Here is a 16,999-nt window from a genome sequence, read left to right on the forward strand (position 1 = left end):
CAATATTGTATAGGGGGCGATAAATTGAAGAAATTTATTATACTTTTATGTTTATTTTGGATGGGATTTATATTTTATATGTCAAGTAATAACGGGCAAATTTCACATGAAGAAAGTACTAAAGTAGTTAACTTTATTCAAAATAAAACAATAACTGAAAATTCTACTTCAAATAAAAAGAGTGTTAATGAACAGCAAGTGAAAGCAAATAAATTAGATTATATAATTAGAAAAAATGCTCATGCATTTATGTATATGGTATTAGCATTTTTAGTAGGTAGTATATTATTTATTTTTAATAAAAGAGGAGCGGATGCAATAATTTATATACTATTTATTTGTTTGTTTTATGCTTTAACTGATGAGTTTCATCAATCTTTTGTACCAGGAAGAACTTCTTTAGTTAGTGACGTTTTAGTGGATTTTGGAGGAGCTTTAATAGGATTAATATTTTTTTACATAGCTTATTATAAGATAGGGCACAAGAAGAACGTCTAAATGTATTTATTAAAATAAAAAAGATTAATAAGTCCTATAAATTAAGTGGTAATGAAAAATTTCATGCATTAAGTATTGTTATAAATACATATTATCTGGATTATTACCAGCAAATAAAGCTGATAAATTAGATCCTGTAGAATTTTTAAGACGGGAATAACTAAATATATGAAATACAGAAATAAGGGACATGCAATCTCAACAAATGCATGTCCCTTATTTCTGGTTTTATGTTTTTTTACTAGCACAACATATTAAATTAAGTTATTATTGTTTTTCTAATTTAAAAAGTTCTCCTACTACTAAAGTATATACAGTTCCATCATTTGTAGTAAAAATAGTTACATAATTGTCAGGTTTCTCAGTTTGGATTATACGAACATATTTAACTGTATCACCAGAGACATCTACGCTGTATGTGTTAGAAAACTCTAAAGAAGTCATAGTTCCTTCTTTAATAGTAGGATTAGAAATAGTCTTAGTATTAGTGCCTAAAGATAAACTAATGCTTTTACTTTTAATAGTCACTTTTTCTCCAATAAAAGAATCGAATATTGTTTCTACATTTGAAGGAATATGACTTCCGATTTTCCAAGTTCCATATAAACTTTTATATAAAGGGCTAGATGTATTAGTGTCAGGAACACTTGGACCAGAACCGCCACCTGAACCACCTGAACCACCTGAACCTCCTGATGTAGTTGGATCAGTTGCAACTGGTTTTGAAGCTGTAGTAGTTGCTGGTTTTGATTCAATTTGATTTACTTTTTCGCCATTTGCAGCAAATGAATAATTTACACCGTTAACTGTTACATTCCCAGTTTTCATTGCTCCAGATTCACTTAAATAATAAGTTTTATTATTTATTTCAACTAATCCAGTTTTCATATCACCTGATGTATTTAAGTAATACCAAGCACCGTTGTTAGATAGCCAACCAGTTTGCATAGCTCCTGATGAAGCTGTATAGTACCATTTACCTCCATCATTAATCCAACCAGTTTTCATCTCTCCTGATGTAGTAGTGTAATACCAAGAACCTCCATCTAAGAACCAACCTGTTTTCATTGTTGCATTAGAATCAAAGAAATACCACTTTCCATCAATTGATTTCCAACCTGAAACAGATGTATTTCCTTCAGTATAGCTCCAATTGCCGATATCTGATTGTTTCCAAGCTGCTGAAGCTTTAACTGGAAGTATAGCTACTGCAGTCATAAGTGTTACTGTCATTAAAGCTAACAATTTTTTAAGTTTAAAATTTTTCATTTTTACACTCCTCATAATATTGTATTTAAGTACATTAAAGAAAATAGCAGTTAAAAGATGCATATTATATGTATCATTAAATATTAGAATAAACTGTTATTATTTTTAATGTCATTATTATTAGTTTTTAAATTTTATTTACATAAAATTTGGACTACTATATATAATTTACCATTATAGTGGGTAAATTTCAAAGTAATTATAAAAATAACTATGGAAAATGGAATACTTAACAATAAATAGAAGTAACTATATTCAATAAATTTAAAATATTAATAGATTTTGAGGTGGAATTATTAAATATATATTTTTTAATATTATGAGGGTATGCAAATTAAAGAATAAAATGTAAAAAAAATTGTAATTGTATGTAAAATACTATAAAATAAGTATGTTGAGTATAAATTTATAATAGAAGGGATTATATATTTTAATATATGATTTTTAACAAATACTATATCTGTATAAATTGAAAGGGGATAAAATAAAAATAAAAAAATTATTATCAATGGGGGAAATTGCAAACCAATATAACAAAGGTGAAAACCAAGCAGGCTTATTAGTTTGAATTAATAGTTATAAGAATTTTCACAAACACAAGGAGGAATTAATATATCAGCATGAATAAAACAAAAAAGAGCATTAGTCTTATTGTTGAAATATTATTAATGTTTAGTATTATGCTCTCAGTATTATCTATATTTTTTAAAGTAGTTGTTTTAAATGAAAATACCTATATAAACATACTTAATGAAAATAATATTTATAATCAAGTTAAAGAATCGGTATATAATAAAATAGATGCATTATTGAGTGATAAAAATATTAATTATGACATTAAGGAATTAATAATAACAGAAGATGATATAAAAAGAGAAGCTGATAATGTGATTTCTGGCTTCATTCAATATTTGGAAACTGGGGAAAATAATATTAAACCTATAGATGTAGAACTATATAAGCAAAGAGTTAAAGATATTATGAGGAATGTTATAAAACCAACTAAAAATGATTTATCTTTTAATGGTAACTTACAAATTGAAAATACAGTATGTAAGGAAAATGAGTTGAAATATAATAATATGATAGCTTATAAAGAACAATCAAAAATTGGACAATCCTCTGCGAAAGTAGAAAAAATAATGACTCAAAGTGAGGCAGAAGCTAAAGTAAGAGATCTATTGAAGCAAAAAGGATTAACAGAAGAACAAGCAATTAAAAAGGCAACTGAAAAGGGAATAACAGAAGAACAAGCTTTAAGGATTTTGGCTGGTTATGGTATAACGATTGATGAGAATTCAGATGCAGAAGGAAACCAATCTACATCAGAAAGCTCTGATAATAGTGGTGTTTCTACTAAACAAGGTAGTGATAACACTACTAAAAATTTTAGCGGTGAAGCATCATCAAATGGTCAAACAGAAAACACTATAAATGAGAAGCAGGCGGATAAAAGTGTTAAAAGTCAATTAGATAGCGTATTGAATAAATTGCTAGATGAAGCTGGAAGCAATATTGAAAAGGAAATTGAAAAAATAAACGTAAATAATATATTAGAATCAGGTAAATTCAAACAATTAACACAAGTTACATCAATCATTTATAAAATGTTTTGGATGTTTATGATATTACCTATTGTACTTATAGCAATATTAATAAAGATAAACAGCAAAGATATGATTTCTGGAATAAGATATGTAAGAAATGCGTTTTTATTAGCAGGATTAATTTTATTTGCAATATTCTTTGGTGCTTATGCGTTAAAGGTTTATGAGAAACTTAATATAAATATAGTTTATTTGAAAGATGTGATTTCTTATACAATGAAGCATTTTTTAATAATTTTATCAACCTATGGAATTGTAACATTTATTATAGGATTATTTATGTTCATGCCTACAATTAAAAAATCAAATAAGTAAGGCATATTAAAAATGATAAACATTAATTATTTATAAAATTATTTTTTAAAATTTAATTTTTATAAATAATATAATATTTTAAATATCAAAAGAATTTTAGGAGGGTAATATAATAATGAAAAATTTTAAATTAAAAAAATTAATTGCAGTAGCATTAGTAGCTATGACAATAGCAACTATTTCTCCAATTGGCGCATCAGCTGCATGGAAACAAGATTCTAATGGATGGTGGAATACAAAAGGAAATTCATGGTCTACTGGCTGGGAATCTATAGATGGTAGTTGGTATTATTTTGGTTCAAACGGATATATGAAAACAGGATGGGCTAATGATAATGGAACATGGTACTTTATGCAACCATCAGGCGCAATGAAAACAGGTTGGATAAATGATAAAGGTACATGGTACTATGCAGCAGCATCGGGAGCAATGCAAACAGGCTGGGTAAATGATGGAGGTACATGGTACTTCACAGCAGCATCAGGTGCAATGCAAACAGGTGTAGTTGAAGTTGATGGAAAAGTATACTATCTTGCACCAAGTGGAGCAATGGCAACAGGAGCTGTTACTATTGGCGGAGTAACTTATACTTTTGCAGCAAGTGGAGAAGCTATAGGAGATAAAATACCAACTCCTACTGTAGCATTTACATCTGGTGGAACTGCAGCAACACCAAGCAAGCCAGCAACACCAACACCAACACCAAGCACAGGTGGAAGTTCATCTGGTGGCGGTGGTGGATCACATAATAACGGTAGTGATGCAAACGACATAACACCTCTTGTTTCAAGTATCTTTTCTAAGAAAATAGCTAGTATTTTGGAAAATCATCCTACATTAGCTAAAGAGATTAGTGTAAATACTACTGGAAATCCTATAGTTGTAACACTTTTGGATTCAAGATTAGAATCGCTAGAAAAAATATTTAATACTGCTAAAGGTCAAGATTCAGTTTTAATAGAGGCGAGATTAGCTAAAGCAGAAGAAATTATGAATACAAATTCTGAAATGTTAGATGTAAATGGGGGTTCATTTAAAGAATATCTTGCTAATGGTGTAGAGTCTACTTATTTCAAGGCTGATGGAAGTTTAAAAACATCTGTAATAGCTGAAAAAATAAGTGATGGTACATTAACATATGATAACTTTAGAAAAGCTTTAAAAGATAGAATTATCGCAAAGTGTAATGGAACTAATCCAGAAGTTAGTGTTTCATATGGTAAGTTATCGGAAACTGTAACAAAAATACAAAGAACTGGAACAGACTTAAAAACTATAACTATATATGATATAAATTCAACAGTAGATGAAAATATAGCTGGTTTAGTTAGCTTAGGAGATACTACTACAGGAACTTATACAATATACTGTGGAACTGAATATTTTAAAGTGAAAGTTACTAAGTAATTAACTAATTCTTAGAATAATATTTATTTAATAAGTACAAGCACTCAACTAAATGAATAATTTAGTTAATTAAATGATTTATGCAAAGTAGCAAGAATATTTTACATTCTTGCTACTTTTTTATTTTATTATATCTGATATAATATTACGTGGCGTAAACTTAATTTTTGCATTATGGAAATTAAATTTACACATTATTTTTTATGAAATGTAGTACAAAGTTTATATTATAAATTGAAACAATATATAATGGCATAAAGGGGTGGAAAAAAATGAGACCATTAGCAGATTTAATGAGACCTAGTGATTTAGAAGATTTTGCAGGGCAACAACAGATATTAAGTGAAGGAAAGCCATTATATAATTTGATAAAAAGCAAAAATATATGTAATTGTATATTTTATGGTCCACCTGGAACTGGAAAGACTACTTTAGCTAACATAATGGCTAATTACGTAGATAAGAAATTTTATAAGTTGAATGCGACAATAGCATCTGTAAAAGATATTCAAGATATAACTAATAATATGGATAATTTATTGAATTATAATGGGGTAGTTCTATATATAGATGAACTTCAGCATTTTAATAAGAAGCAACAACAATCATTATTGGAATTTATAGAAGACGGAAGAATAACTTTAATTGCAAGTACTACTGAAAATCCGTACTTTGTTATACATAAAGCTATAATAAGTAGATGCAATATATTTTCTTTTAAGCCGTTAAGTACATCTGATATTATAGTTGGACTAGAAAAGTCATTAAAAAGACTGATATCTGAAGGGGTAGAAGTTAAGTATTCTAAAGATGCACTGAACTATATTGGAGAAATTTCTCAAGGAGATTATAGAAAAGCATATAATATTTTGGAATTAGCTATAAATTCTCAAGTTAAGAATGTTAGAGTGATTTCTAGTGAGTATATAGAGAGTTTAGGTCAGTCTAGTATGAGAGCTGATAATAATGGGGATGAATTTTATAATTTATTAAGTGCACTTCAAAAGAGTATTAGGGGAAGTGACCCAAATGCTGCGATTCATTATTTAGCTAGATTAATTAAAGGCGGAAACTTAACTGCTATAGTTAGGAGAATATCTGTTATTGCAGCTGAGGATATAGGTCTTGCATTTCCAAATGCATTATCAGTTGTTAATTCTGGTATAGAACTTGTTTTAAAGGTGGGATTGCCAGAAGCAAGAATAATTCTTTCGGAAATAGTAATTTATTTAGCAACGCTTCCTAAATCTAATAGCGCTTGTTTGGCTATTGAGTCTGCAATGAATGATTTGGAAAATATTAATTTTGGTGATGTTCCTATGCATTTAAAAGATGCACATTATTCGGGGTCTGCAAGTCTTGGTGTTGGAGGATATAAATATCCACATAATTACAATAATCATTATGTAGAGCAAGATTATTTACCAAAAGAATTAGATGGGAAAATATATTATAATGAACAAAATAATAAATATGAAGATAGTTTAAAGAATTATTGGGAAAAAATTAAAAAACAATAATTATTATTTGACAAAAGCCGAGTATTTTGATAAGATATAAACGAAAATAAGATTCAACATTAAAAGGGGTGAAAAAATGAAACTTTCAACAAAAGGAAGATATGGAGTTAGAGCCATGGTTGATTTAGCAGCTAGTTATGGCGGTGCCCCAGTTTCAATTAAAAGTATATCTAAAAGAGAAAATCTTTCGGAATATTATTTAGAACAATTATTTAGTCCCCTTAGACGGGCTAATATTATAAGAAGTATAAGAGGAGCCCAAGGTGGATATGTTTTATGCAAACCTCCAAATGAAATAACTGTTGGAGATATAATGACTATTTTAGAAGGCCCTATTGAGATAGCAGATTGTATTGATGGAGTTGAATGTGATAGTTCAGATTGCTGTGCAACTAAAGTTGTATGGGAAAAAATAAAAAATAGTATAGATAGTGTTATGAATTCAATTACCTTACAAAATATAATAGATGATCATGAAATCATGAAGAATAAAAAAAATGGTATAAACATTGCAGACAGGAGTGAATAATTATGAAAAATGTATATATGGACTATTCAGCTACAACTTATGTTAAGCCAGAAGTTCTAGAAGAAATGCTTCCTTACTTTACTGAAAAGTTTGGTAACCCATCTTCATTTTACGGAATATCAAGAATAACAAAAATGGCTATAGATAAGGCTAGAGAGCAAGTAGCAAAATCATTAAACTGCTTACCTGATGAAGTATATTTTACAGGTGGTGGATCAGAAGCTGACAACTGGGCAATAAAAGGTATTGCATCAGCTCATAAAAACAAAGGGAATCATATAATAACTACTAAAGTAGAACATCATGCAGTTCTTCATACTTGTGCATACTTAGAAAAAAATGGCTTTGATGTTACATATTTAGATGTTGATGAAGAAGGTTTTATTAGATTAGAGGATTTAAAGAACGCTATTACTGATAAAACAATTTTAGTAAGTATTATGTTTGCTAACAATGAAATAGGAACAATCCAACCAATAAAAGAAATTGGAGAAATTTGTAGAGAAAAGAAAGTTTTCTTCCATACAGATGCAGTTCAAGCAGTTGGAAATATTCCAGTAGATGTTAAAGAAATGAATATAGATATGTTATCACTTGCAGGTCATAAGGTTTATGGTCCAAAAGGTATAGGTGTTCTATATATTAAGAAGGGAATTAAGATTGATAACTTAATTCATGGTGGAGCTCAAGAAAAAAATAGAAGAGCTGGTACAGAAAATATTGCAGCTATTGTAGGAATTGGTAAAGCACTAGAGCTTGCAACTAATAATTTAGAAGAACACATGAAGGAAATGATTATACTTAGAGACAAATTAATGGATGGACTTTTAGAAATTCCATATACTAGATTAAATGGACCAAAGGGAGATAAAAGATTACCTGGAAATGTTAATATATGTTTCAGATTTATAGAAGGGGAATCAATTCTTTTATCACTAGATTTCAAAGGGGTTTGTGCTTCAAGCGGTAGTGCTTGTACATCAGGATCATTAGACCCATCACATGTATTACTAGCAATTGGGCTTCCTCATGAAATAGCTCATGGATCATTAAGACTTACAATGGGAGATGGATCAACAGAAGAAGATGTAGATTATGTTCTTGAAGTTGTACCACCGATTATTGAAAGATTAAGAAATATGTCACCATTATGGGATGACTTTTTAAAGAAAGGGGAAAAATAATATGATATATAGTGAAAAGGTAATGGAACATTTCCAAAATCCAAGAAATGTTGGAGAAATAGAGGATGCAAATGGTGTAGGTGAAGTTGGAAACGCTAAGTGTGGAGATATAATGAAAATCTACCTTAAGGTTGAAGATAATATTATAAAAGATGTTAAATTTAAAACTTTTGGATGTGGATCAGCTATTGCATCCTCATCAATGGCAACTGAATTAATTAAAGGAAAAACTTTAGATGAAGCTTGGGATTTAACTAATAAAGCTGTTGCAGAAGCATTAGATGGACTTCCACCAGTAAAAATGCATTGCTCAGTACTTGCAGAAGAAGCAATTCATAAGGCTATAAACGATTATAGATCAAACAATGGATTAGAAGTAATACCAATGGAAGAGCATAGTGATGAAGAGTTACATGCTGCTGTTCATGGGGAAGAGTAATAGGTGAATTTATGAAGAAAAAAGTTTTAATAGGTATGAGTGGTGGTGTAGATAGTTCTGTTGCTGCATATTTATTGAAACAGCAGGGATATGAAGTCATTGGTGCTACAATGCAAATTTGGCAACATGATGATGAATTTGAAGAAAAAGAAGGGGGCTGCTGCTCCCTTTCTGCTGTTGAGGATGCAAGACGCGTATGTGACAAACTTGATATACCTTTTTATGTTTTAAATTTTAGAGATTATTTTAAGGAAAAGGTCATAGAGCCTTTCGTTCAAGAATACATAGATGGAAAAACACCTAATCCTTGTATTGAATGTAATAAACATTTGAAATTTGATGAACTTTTGAGACGTGCAAGAGGAATAGGAGCAGATTATGTAGCTACAGGTCATTATGCTAAAATTGAAGAACGTGATGGAAGATATCTTTTAATCCGATCTGATGATGATAGTAAGGATCAAACATATGCACTATATAATTTTACCCAAGATCAATTGGAACATACATTAATGCCTTGTGGAGACTATGAAAAAACAAAAATAAGAGAAATAGCAAAAGAAATTGGCTTAGCTGTTCATAACAAAAAGGATAGTGAAGAAATTTGCTTTATTCCAGATAATAATCATGGAAGATTTATTTCAGAAGCAAAACCAGGTAGGGTTAAGACTGGTAACTTTGTTGATAAAAGTGGTAACGTACTTGGAAAACATAAAGGAATTGTATATTATACCATAGGACAAAGAAAAGGACTTGGACTTTCTCTTGGAAGGCCAGTTTTCGTAACAAGTATAAATGCTAAAACTAATGAAGTTGTCTTAGGTTCTGAAGATGATATATTTAAAACAGATCTAATTGCAACAGAACTTAATTTCATTTCGTTTGATAAGTTAGAAAAAGAAATAGAAGTGCAAGCTAAAATAAGATATTCTGCAAAACCAGCAGAAGCAACTTTGACACCACTACCAAATGGTAGAGTTAAAGTTTCTTTTAAAGAAAAACAAAGAGCAATGACTAAAGGCCAATCAGTTGTATTTTATGATAATGAAGTAGTAGTTGGTGGCGGAATAATTGAAACAGTAATTTAATAATCAATGTTCAATGTTTAATTATTAATAAGTGAGAATTGAGTACTTATAATTGACAATTAAGGACTATATAAAAATAAATTTGAAATTTATTTTTATATAGTCCTTTTTATTGTATAACTGGTTTCGTATTTTCAAATACGAGGAAAGTATAAAAAATAAAAAGTTAAAGAAATTACGGAGTAATTTCATCAACCATTATTGATCAAAACCTTATTTAATTTCTTAACACCCAAGTTTTTCCCTAACATATTTTATTAGTTTGAATTTGCTTTTGTATCTGCAGCATTAACCCATATTTTAATTCATAGGCAGGGATTAGAACTATTTAAACTCACCTATTGTATAAGTAATATATCTAGAACAAATGTGCGTATAAAACAATTAGTTTTGGCAATCATTATAATATAGTAAATGTTAATTAAAATGAAAACTACAAATTATAATGAGGTGCTAAATGATTAAATTATTAGATCCTAAAAATGACTTGGTATTTCAAAAATTATTTGGGATGAAAAAGAACAAAAGTATCTTAATTAATTTTTTAAATGCAGTACTTGAACTCGATGGATTAGATAAAATAAAAGATGTATCTTTTGAGGAAAAACAACTTGATGTGACGCTTTTAACTAGTGAGAAATTAAGCATATTAGATCTACATGTAGTCACTGAAACACAAATAAATATTAATGTGGAAATTCAGCTTATAAATCAGTATAATATGATAAAGAGAACTATATTTTACTTATCAAAAATGATATTAAGCCAGTTGAAAAAAGGTGAAGATTATTCTGCTTTGAGTAGAACGATTACCATAAACATTTTAAATTTCAATTATTTAGAGGAAGATAATTTTATAAATAATTATCTTTATCACAATAAAAAAACGAAAAAAATGTTATCTGATTTATGCGAAATTATCTTTATTGAATTACCTAAATTTAATATAACACATAAAGACTATAATGATAAACTTCATAAATGGTTAACTTTTTTAGCAAATCCAAGTGGAGAGGAGATTCAAGATATGGCGAAAACTGATGGTGAAATAAAAGAAGCAATGGACACATTGTATGATATAAGTTCAGATGAAGAATTAAGAAGATTAATTGACTTAAGAGAACTAGCTATTATGGATGAACAAAATAGATTGAATGGTGCTAAAAAAGAAGGGATAAAAGAAGGAATAGAACAAGGAAAATCAGAACTTTTGATTAAGCAGCTATCAAAGAAATTTAAAATACTCCCAGAGGAATACAAAAAGAAAATAAAACTTTTACCACTAGAAACTATAGAAAGTATAGGTGTAGAAATATTTGATATGGAATCTATTGAGGATTTAAAAAAGTATTTTTAGATATACAATAAATTAAAGAGAATAGAATAAAGATTATATAAGGTTTAAGGACTAGTTACAAAATTAAGTGACTAGTCTAAATTTTTTTGTCTCGGAAAATTCAATTGCATTAGCAATCCTCTGCCACGGACTTCCTTTATTTCGGCGAGATACACGCATAATTTTCTTTTTTGGTGGGTAAGATATGGATAACAAAATTACCTATATTGATGCACTGGAGGGAGAAAATGTTTAAGACTAGGGATTTTTACTTCAAAAAAGTTTATAATATTAAAGGTAAAAAAATTGGAATTATAGAAGATTTATATATAGATTTTTATCTGGGAAAAGTTGTGGGCTTTAAAGTATCTAATAGTACTTTGTTTTCTAAAAAAAATTATGTTGATATGGAAGATATTATAGAGATAGGTGAAGATATAATAATAAACTCTATAAGAAAAGGAGAAGGGTTAACATTTAAAGAAATTAAATATATGGAAATAATTGATACTCTAAGCAATATAAAAGGAGTTTTGGAAGATATAATAATAGATATACAAGATTATTCAATAAAAGCTATTGTGATAAGTTCGGGATTAATAGATAAAATGATAAAAGGTAAGCAAATTATTCTTTTAAATAGGTGTATACTTGGAGAAAGGTATATATTATATACAGGAAATGAAGGCATTTCATTTAAATCAATGCCGCATAATATGGAGCAATATAATGCAATTAAGAAAGCATAAAAAGTTAATATTATCCATATTAATTTTATTATGTGTTGCAGCTTTAATATTATCTTACTTTTTTAATCATTCAATAAACACAATAGTAAATATCATTGTTATGTCCTTTATTTTAGCGTATACTTTAAATCCCATTAGAGATACATTAGAACTAAAATTTAAGATTAGCAAGAAAATGGCTTCTATAATAGTTATATCTATAATCGTAGGAATTGTTGGCACATGTATAATAGTTATAGTCCCTGCTTTATTCAATGAGATAGCTAATATTGGTAATATATTTGATAAAATAAATATTTTTTTAGAAGAAGTAGCTTTAAAATATAATTTAAATGACATTCCAGCAATTAATGTAATATATAATGAGATTTTAGAAAAAGGAAATACCGTTTTACTAAACTTTTCAGAAAGTGCTGTGGATAATTTAATTAAGTTTAGTGATAATATTATTTCATTTGCAATTATACCAATTATGATTTACTATTTTCTCTGTGATGGAAATAAGATATACAATAAAAGCTTGTTATTATTGCCTACAGAAAAGAGGGGAATAATTAAACAAATTTTAAAAGATATAGATAGGGTACTAACAAGATACATAACGAGTCAACTGATGCTATCAGGAGTTATAGGAGCCTTGACTTTTGTTTTGCTATTGGCATTAAAAGTCAAATTTCCTCTGTGGATTTCTATTTTAAATGCAATATTAAACATAATACCTTATTTTGGACCAATCTTTGGTGCAGTGCCAGCAGTTATAGTTGCACTTTTGGATTCGCCTATAAAAGCACTTTGGGTGATTGTTGGAATGTTTGTAATTCAACAAGTAGAAGGCGATATTTTAGCTCCTAAAATGACAGGAGATAGTACAGATATGCATCCATTTGTAATAATAATTTTATTGATTACAGGAGACAATTTTGGCGGGTTTATAGGAATGATATTGGCAGTTCCTATAGCTGTTATAATAAAAGTTTTATATGATGACATAAATTACTACTTATTTTAGTTGAGAGTTGAAAGGAAAATTGATATAGGTTAAAATCTTGACTCTCCATTTTCAATTTTCCACTAAATAAAGTTGTATATTGACATAATTATCTATATGAAATATAATTTTGATTAAATAATAAAATATTAAGCGATGAATAGGATGAGTAAATTTATTATAGGTATTCAGAGAAGAAGTGGATTTGGTGAAAACTTCTTATCTATATATTTTGAAGCTACCTAGGAGCTATAATTACTAAGTGATGTATATGATTTATATACATAATTAGGGTGGTACCACGGAATCTCAGCTTTCGTCCCTTTGTTTTTTAGGGATGAGGGCTTTTTATTTGGGAAATTATACAAATATACTGATTAACAATGGGCAAGTGGCTATTAATGATGACGGAACAAATCAATTAGATGGATTTGAATTAATTAAATAAGAAATTAAAAACACTTCTATATAATAATTTAATTTCCAAAGGAAATTGTACTGTCATTGTTAACTGTTAATTGTTAATTGTTAACTGAAAAAAGTGGAGGAATAATTTATGAAATTTACAAAAACAAATGACTTAAGAGAAGCATATTTAAAGTTTTTTGAAGGAAAAGAACATTTGAGACTAGAGAGTTTTTCTTTAGTTCCAAAGAATGATAAGAGTTTATTATTAATAAATGCTGGTATGGCTCCATTAAAGCCTTATTTTACAGGGTTACAACAACCACCTAAAAAAAGAATTACAACTTGTCAAAAGTGCATAAGAACTGGTGATATTGAGAATGTAGGAATTACAAGCAGACATGGTACATTCTTTGAAATGCTTGGAAATTTTTCTTTTGGAGATTATTTTAAAAAGGAAATAATCCCATGGGCGTGGGAATTTATAACAGACGTTTTAGAACTTCCAAAAGATAAATTATATGTAACAATATATTTAGAAGATGATGAAGCATATGAATATTGGACTACTCTTACAGATGTAGATAAAACTCATATTTTTAGATTAGATAAAGAAGAGAATTTTTGGGAACATGGTGCAGGTCCTTGTGGTCCTTGTACAGAAATTCATTTTAATAAAACTGACGAAATTGTTACAACAGCAGAAGAATTTTTAAACGCAGCAGATGAAGATAAGATTATAGAATTCTGGAATCTTGTGTTTACTCAATTTGATGGAGATGGAAAAGGTAATTACGAAAAACTTGCAAGTACTAACATTGATACAGGAATGGGGCTTGAAAGACTTGCAACTATAATGCAAGAAAAAAATAGTATATTTGAAATTGATACATTAGAAAATATATTAAATGAAGTTGCAAATCTTGCAAATGTTAAATACGGAGATGATCATAAAACAGATATTTCTTTAAGATTAATAACTGACCATATTAGATCTATAACTTTTATGATTTCTGATGATGTAATGCCATCTAATGAAGGAAGAGGATATGTACTTCGAAGACTTCTTAGAAGAGCTGCAAGACATGGAAAGACTTTAGGAATTAAAGATGCATTCCTTTGCAATTTATGTGATATTGTTATTAGAGATTCAAAGGATGCATACCCAGAAATAGAAGCGAAAAAAGATTATATTAAGAAAGTAATTAAGATAGAAGAAGATAAATTCAGAGAGACTTTGGATTCAGGAATTGAAATATTAAATGGATTCGTAGCTGAATTAAAAGAAAATAATGAAAAAGTTCTTAAAGGTGCAGATGGATTTAAATTATATGATACTTTCGGTTTTCCTATGGAATTAACAAAAGAAATATTAGAAGATGAAGGTCTGTCTTTAAATGAAGATGCTTTCCATGAAGAAATGAAGATTCAAAGAGATAGAGCTAGAAGTGCAAGAAAGACATCTAACTATATGGGTGCAGATGTTAAGATTTCAGATGCAATAGCTTCAGATATTGAAACTGCTTTTGACGGTTATGACAATGATACTTTAAATGCAGAAGTTAAGGTATTAATTGAAGGAGACGATTTTACAGATACTATAACTGAAGGAAATAAAGCTATTGTGGTTACAGATGTTACTCCTTTATATGCAGAAATGGGAGGACAAATAGGAGATACAGGTACTATATTCAATGATAGCTTTAAGGGTAATGTTGTTGACACTAAAAAGAATATTGGTGGAAAGATAATTCACTTTGTAGAAGTTTTATCTGGAGAACTTAAGGTGGGGGATAAGGTTACTTTAGAAGTGGATAAAACTAGACGTGAAAGTATTAAGAAAAATCATACTGCAACTCATCTTTTAGATAGAGCATTAGTTGAAGTTCTTGGATCACATGTTCATCAAGCTGGATCATATGTAAGTGATGATAGACTTAGATTTGACTTCTCTCATTTTGAAGGCTTAACAGAAGAAGAAATAACAAAGGTTGAAGATTTAGTTAATGAAGCAATAACTAGCGTAACACCAGTTGTTACAGATGTTATGGATCTTCAAGATGCAAAAAATAGTGGTGCTATAGGTATATTTGATGATAAATATTCTGACAAAGTTAGAGTTGTAAAAGCTGGAGAATATTCTAAAGAATTATGTGGTGGAACTCATATAGATAATACTGGAAAGATAGGATTATTTAAAATAATATCTGAAAGTGGTATTGCAGCAGGAACTAGAAGAATAGAAGCTGTAATTGGAAAAGAAGCTTATAAATTAGTAAATGAAAAGAAAGATTTGTTAAAAGAAATCTCAAGTAAATTTAAATGTTCAGAAAAGGAACTTTTAAATAAACTGGAACAACAAATTAAAGAATTGAAAGAAAAAGATAAAGAAATAGTAGCTTTAAAATCTAAATTTGCATCAATGGGATTAGATGATATAGTAGCATGTGCAAAAAGCGTTAAAGATATTAATGTAATAGCATATGAATTAAAAGATGTTGATTCTGATGCTTTAAGGGATGTTTGTGAAAAAGTAAGAGATAAGGTTGAAAATAGCATAGTATTACTTATGAGCGAAAATGCTGGAAAAGTTATTATATGTGCTATGGCAACTAAAGATGCAATAGCTAAAGGTGCTCATTGTGGAAAGCTAATTAAAGAGGTATCAACTATCCTTGGCGGCGGTGGTGGTGGAAGACCAGACATGGCTCAAGCTGGTGGAAAATTACCAGAAAAAATACAAGAAGCAATAAATGAGTCTTATAAAATAGTGGAAATTTTAGCAAAGTAGTATACTTTTTAAAAAATATAGGTTATAATCTAAGTATTGATTAGTGAATAAATTTTTAAGATTAAGCTAATAATACTATGGATATAGTTTCCTTATATACTGATTAGGGGGGTGTGTTGCTTTAGGCAACGATACTATGAGTAATAATATTGAACATACAATGCAATTTGATTTAAGTAAGAATAAAGAAGCCCTTACAAAAACAATATTAACAGAGGTTTATAATTCATTACAACAAAAAGGATATAATCCTATAAATCAGTTAGTTGGATATTTGATTTCAGGAGACCCTACTTACATCACTAATTACAACGGAGCAAGAGCTTTAGTACGAAAACTCGAAAGAGATGACATACTAGAAGAGGTTATAAAGTCTTATTTAGAGATAAAGTAGAGAGTGCCCGTTTATAACGGGCACTCTTATTTTTTAAGAGGTGCGGAAATTTGATGATTCGGATACTAGGATTAGATGTAGGTTCAAAGACTATAGGAGTTGCAGTAAGTGATCCATTAGGGTTCACAGCTCAAGGGTTGACTACAATAAGAAGAACTAAAAAAGAACAAGATATACAAGAAATAAAGAAGTTTTGTGATGAATATGATGTAAAAGTTATAGTAATTGGACTTCCAAAGAATATGAATGGAACAATAGGACCATCTGGAGAAATCACAATGGCTTTTGGTAAGCTTATCGAAGAAGAACTTAAAGTTGAAATAAGATTTTGGGATGAACGTTTAACTACTGTTGCAGCACATAAAGCAATGATTGAAGCTGATTTATCAAGAAGTAAAAGAAAAAAAATAGTAGATAAAGTAGCATCAACGTACATACTTCAAGGATATTTAGATATGATTTCAAGATAAAATGTGTAA

At 28.9% G+C, this 16,999-nt stretch carries 15 protein-coding genes; 14 read left to right on the forward strand and 1 reads right to left on the reverse strand.

Translation table 11 applies throughout. From position 1 onward, the window contains the following. The first annotated feature begins 24 nt into the window (after positions 1–24). Positions 25–498, forward strand: coding sequence for a teicoplanin resistance protein VanZ (locus DIC82_09625; protein AWK51266.1), 474 nt, complete (start codon positions 25–27; stop codon positions 496–498). A gap of 267 nt (positions 499–765) precedes the next feature. Here DIC82_09625 and DIC82_09630 read toward each other — a convergent pair whose 3' ends face one another. Beyond that, positions 766–1,767 (reverse strand): cell wall-binding protein, encoded by a 1,002-nt coding sequence (locus DIC82_09630; protein AWK51267.1) that lies wholly within the window; start codon positions 1,765–1,767, stop codon positions 766–768. Positions 1,768–2,387: 620 nt separating this feature from the next. Between DIC82_09630 and DIC82_09635 the strand changes: the two genes are divergently transcribed. The 13 genes from DIC82_09635 to DIC82_09695 all read left to right on the forward strand — a co-directional run bounded on the left by DIC82_09635 (position 2,388) and on the right by DIC82_09695 (position 16,990). Next, the gene (locus DIC82_09635) at positions 2,388–3,689 is read left to right on the forward strand and encodes a hypothetical protein (GenBank protein AWK51268.1); all 1,302 of its coding nucleotides are present in this window, start codon (positions 2,388–2,390) and stop codon (positions 3,687–3,689) included. A gap of 115 nt (positions 3,690–3,804) precedes the next feature. Next, a complete protein-coding gene (locus DIC82_09640; protein AWK51269.1) occupies positions 3,805–5,097 on the forward strand; it encodes a hypothetical protein in 1,293 nt (430 codons plus the stop codon). A gap of 272 nt (positions 5,098–5,369) precedes the next feature. Then, on the forward strand, positions 5,370–6,617 hold the full coding sequence (locus DIC82_09645; GenBank protein AWK51270.1) for an AAA family ATPase: 1,248 nt from the start codon (positions 5,370–5,372) through the stop codon (positions 6,615–6,617). A gap of 76 nt (positions 6,618–6,693) precedes the next feature. Further along, entirely contained in the window at positions 6,694–7,146 is a 453-nt protein-coding gene (locus tag DIC82_09650; GenBank protein ID AWK51271.1) for a transcriptional regulator, read from the forward strand. A 2-nt stretch (positions 7,147–7,148) separates the two neighbouring features. Beyond that, on the forward strand, positions 7,149–8,330 hold the full coding sequence (gene nifS, locus DIC82_09655) for a cysteine desulfurase NifS (protein AWK51272.1): 1,182 nt from the start codon (positions 7,149–7,151) through the stop codon (positions 8,328–8,330). Position 8,331: 1 nt separating this feature from the next. Next, the gene (nifU, locus tag DIC82_09660) at positions 8,332–8,769 is read left to right on the forward strand and encodes a Fe-S cluster assembly scaffold protein NifU (GenBank protein ID AWK51273.1); all 438 of its coding nucleotides are present in this window, start codon (positions 8,332–8,334) and stop codon (positions 8,767–8,769) included. Positions 8,770–8,780: 11 nt separating this feature from the next. Next, positions 8,781–9,857 carry a tRNA 2-thiouridine(34) synthase MnmA gene (locus DIC82_09665; GenBank protein ID AWK51274.1) on the forward strand — a complete coding sequence of 359 codons (1,077 nt, stop codon included), beginning with the start codon at positions 8,781–8,783 and terminating at the stop codon, positions 9,855–9,857. 457 nt (positions 9,858–10,314) lie between these two features. Beyond that, complete coding sequence (locus DIC82_09670; protein AWK51275.1) at positions 10,315–11,214, forward strand: transposase; 900 nt, start codon at positions 10,315–10,317, stop codon at positions 11,212–11,214. Between the two features lie 227 nt (positions 11,215–11,441). Continuing rightward, positions 11,442–11,942: a photosystem reaction center subunit H gene (locus DIC82_09675; GenBank protein AWK51276.1), complete on the forward strand. Its 501-nt coding sequence runs from the start codon at positions 11,442–11,444 to the stop codon at positions 11,940–11,942. Further along, the gene (locus DIC82_09680; protein AWK51277.1) at positions 11,923–12,951 is read left to right on the forward strand and encodes an AI-2E family transporter; all 1,029 of its coding nucleotides are present in this window, start codon (positions 11,923–11,925) and stop codon (positions 12,949–12,951) included. The genes DIC82_09675 and DIC82_09680 overlap by 20 nt, the downstream gene beginning before the upstream one ends. A gap of 535 nt (positions 12,952–13,486) precedes the next feature. Further along, positions 13,487–16,126 carry an alanine--tRNA ligase gene (locus DIC82_09685; protein AWK51278.1) on the forward strand — a complete coding sequence of 880 codons (2,640 nt, stop codon included), beginning with the start codon at positions 13,487–13,489 and terminating at the stop codon, positions 16,124–16,126. Positions 16,127–16,262: 136 nt separating this feature from the next. Beyond that, on the forward strand, positions 16,263–16,520 hold the full coding sequence (locus tag DIC82_09690; GenBank protein ID AWK51279.1) for an IreB family regulatory phosphoprotein: 258 nt from the start codon (positions 16,263–16,265) through the stop codon (positions 16,518–16,520). 56 nt (positions 16,521–16,576) lie between these two features. Beyond that, the gene (locus DIC82_09695) at positions 16,577–16,990 is read left to right on the forward strand and encodes a Holliday junction resolvase RuvX (GenBank protein AWK53062.1); all 414 of its coding nucleotides are present in this window, start codon (positions 16,577–16,579) and stop codon (positions 16,988–16,990) included. Positions 16,991–16,999: the final 9 nt, after the last annotated feature.

The organism is Clostridium beijerinckii (assembly GCA_003129525.1).
GTDB lineage: Bacteria > Bacillota > Clostridia > Clostridiales > Clostridiaceae > Clostridium > Clostridium beijerinckii_D.

Excerpts from the sequence above, each read along its gene's own strand:
- DIC82_09640 (AWK51269.1), top strand. The coding sequence starts at position 3,805 with ATGAAAAATTTTAAATTAAAAAAATTAATTGCAGTAGCATTAGTAGCT.
- DIC82_09685 (AWK51278.1), top strand. The coding sequence starts at position 13,487 with ATGAAATTTACAAAAACAAATGACTTAAGAGAAGCATATTTAAAGTTT.
- DIC82_09650 (AWK51271.1), top strand. The coding sequence starts at position 6,694 with ATGAAACTTTCAACAAAAGGAAGATATGGAGTTAGAGCCATGGTTGAT.
- DIC82_09670 (AWK51275.1), top strand. The coding sequence starts at position 10,315 with ATGATTAAATTATTAGATCCTAAAAATGACTTGGTATTTCAAAAATTA.
- DIC82_09630 (AWK51267.1), bottom strand. The coding sequence starts at position 1,767 with ATGAAAAATTTTAAACTTAAAAAATTGTTAGCTTTAATGACAGTAACA.
- DIC82_09645 (AWK51270.1), top strand. The coding sequence starts at position 5,370 with ATGAGACCATTAGCAGATTTAATGAGACCTAGTGATTTAGAAGATTTT.
- DIC82_09635 (AWK51268.1), top strand. The coding sequence starts at position 2,388 with ATGAATAAAACAAAAAAGAGCATTAGTCTTATTGTTGAAATATTATTA.
- nifU (AWK51273.1), top strand. The coding sequence starts at position 8,332 with ATGATATATAGTGAAAAGGTAATGGAACATTTCCAAAATCCAAGAAAT.
- DIC82_09675 (AWK51276.1), top strand. The coding sequence starts at position 11,442 with ATGTTTAAGACTAGGGATTTTTACTTCAAAAAAGTTTATAATATTAAA.
- DIC82_09680 (AWK51277.1), top strand. The coding sequence starts at position 11,923 with ATGCAATTAAGAAAGCATAAAAAGTTAATATTATCCATATTAATTTTA.
- DIC82_09665 (AWK51274.1), top strand. The coding sequence starts at position 8,781 with ATGAAGAAAAAAGTTTTAATAGGTATGAGTGGTGGTGTAGATAGTTCT.
- DIC82_09690 (AWK51279.1), top strand. The coding sequence starts at position 16,263 with ATGAGTAATAATATTGAACATACAATGCAATTTGATTTAAGTAAGAAT.
- nifS (AWK51272.1), top strand. The coding sequence starts at position 7,149 with ATGAAAAATGTATATATGGACTATTCAGCTACAACTTATGTTAAGCCA.